The sequence below is a fragment of the Oleiphilus sp. HI0125 genome (assembly GCF_001635355.1).
In genome coordinates, this window is sequence record NZ_LWGF01000076.1 from 1 (window position 1) to 1837 (window position 1837).

The 1837-nt window shown below is 44.1% G+C and carries 4 protein-coding genes; all 4 read right to left on the reverse strand.

The features are described 5' to 3' along the window. On the reverse strand, positions 1-249 hold a 249-nt coding region (locus A3762_RS01265), incomplete at its 3' end, for a cbb3-type cytochrome c oxidase N-terminal domain-containing protein (RefSeq protein ID WP_304439247.1). Next, a complete protein-coding gene (locus A3762_RS01270; RefSeq protein WP_068476983.1) occupies positions 242-427 on the reverse strand; it encodes a CcoQ/FixQ family Cbb3-type cytochrome c oxidase assembly chaperone in 186 nt (61 codons plus the stop codon). The genes A3762_RS01270 and A3762_RS01265, both read right to left, overlap by 8 nt. Before the next feature lie 7 nt (positions 428-434). After that, positions 435-1040, reverse strand: a complete 606-nt coding sequence (ccoO, locus tag A3762_RS01275; protein WP_068476981.1) for a cytochrome-c oxidase, cbb3-type subunit II — start codon at positions 1038-1040, stop codon at positions 435-437. Positions 1041-1053: 13 nt separating this feature from the next. After that, positions 1054-1837: cbb3-type cytochrome c oxidase subunit I (locus A3762_RS01280; protein ID WP_197468926.1), on the reverse strand; the 784-nt coding region annotated here is incomplete at its 5' end.

Sequence of the window (1837 nt, forward strand, 5' to 3'; positions counted from 1 at the left end):
GTAGTTACCTAGTCCTGGGTAGAGGACATAGTATGCGAGGGCGAATACACAGGTTGCAACGAACATGTATAGCCACCACTTAGGTAACGGGTTATCAAGCTCTTCGATCCCATCGAAAGCGTGACCTACTGTTTGATCAGTCTCAGTGTCAGTGGTTTGGCTCTTACGTGTTACGTATATCAACCACAAGCAGCCGAAAATTGATCCTAAACTGATTATTGAAACCCAAAAGCTCCAGAAACTAGTCATGATTATCTCTCTCTTTTTCGCGCAACGTTCGTTCAGCGATATCTTCATCGTCAAATGGGAGGTTGGAAGCATCTTCAAAGTCTTTCTTCTTTGAATTACTAAAAGCCCACCAACATATTCCTGCGAAGACGATCATCACTAATATTGTCGAAAGTCCCCTTAGCGTATTTATATCCATTATTTGCTTACTTGTTCCCAATCAACGTACCGAGGTTTTGAAGGTAAGCAACAAGCGCTTCAATTTCAGTCTTACCTTTTACTGCATCTGAAGCTCCTGCAATGTCTTCATCAGTGTATGGGACGCCAACTTTACGGAGAGCCTCCATTTTTTTAGGTGTTGTCTTATGATCGATTTTAGCGGTGAACAGCCAAGGGTAAGCTGGCATCTTAGACTCAGGTACAACATTTCGAGGGTTGTACATATGAGCTCGGTGCCAATCATCACTATAGCGACCGCCTACACGCGCTAAGTCAGGACCCGTACGCTTTGACCCCCATAAAAATGGGTGGTCGTAAACAAATTCACCAGCTACTGAGTAATGGCCATAACGCTCTGTTTCTGCGCGGAACGGACGAATCATTTGTGTGTGACAAGTATGGCACCCTTCACGGATATATATGTCACGACCTTCTAGTTGTACCGCAGTATAAGGCTTAAGTCCCTCGACAGGTGTTTTCATATCCTTGTTAAAGAAAAGAGGTACAACTTCCACTAAGAAACCAAAGCTTATTGCGACAATGATTAATGGGATCATTAGGCCAAGGTTTTTCTCAATTATTTCATGGTTCATTCTATCGCTCTCCTTAAGCTTGTGCTGGCACTGAGTCGAGTGCTTTAGCACTTGTTTGTCTAATAGTTAGCCAAACATTAAGGGCCATAATAAGCATGCCTGACAGGAAGATAGCTCCGCCGATTAATCTGACGACATACCCATTATGGCTCGCTTCTAGAGATTCAACAAAGCTATAAGTGAGAGTGCCATCGGTATTGACTGCACGCCACATTAAGCCTTGCATGATTCCGTTAACCCACATCGCTGCGATATATAGAACTGTACCAGCCGTTGCTAGCCAGAAGTGAAGGTTGATCAATGAAATACTGAACATTTCTTTCACACCGAATAGGCGAGGGATTAGATGGTATGTTGCACCGATCGAGATCATAGCTACCCAGCCTAATGCTCCAGAGTGAACGTGGCCAATAGTCCAGTCTGTGTTATGTGATAGCGCATTCACGGTTTTAATCGCCATCATCGGACCTTCAAATGTCGACATTCCGTAGAAAGAAAGTGATACAACAAGGAAGCGTAGAATAGGGTCAGTTCGTAGTTTGTCCCAAGCACCAGATAGCGTCATCATACCATTGATCATGCCACCCCAAGATGGAGCAAGAAGAACAAGAGACATAACCATGCCGGCTGTTTGTGCCCAATCTGGAAGTGCGCTGTAGTGAAGGTGATGGGATCCAGCCCAAACATAAAGCGAGATTAAGGCCCAAAAATGGACAATAGATAAGCGGTAAGAATAAACAGGTCGTCCAGCTTGTTTTGGAACGAAGTAATACATTATTCCTAGAAAGCCTGCAGTC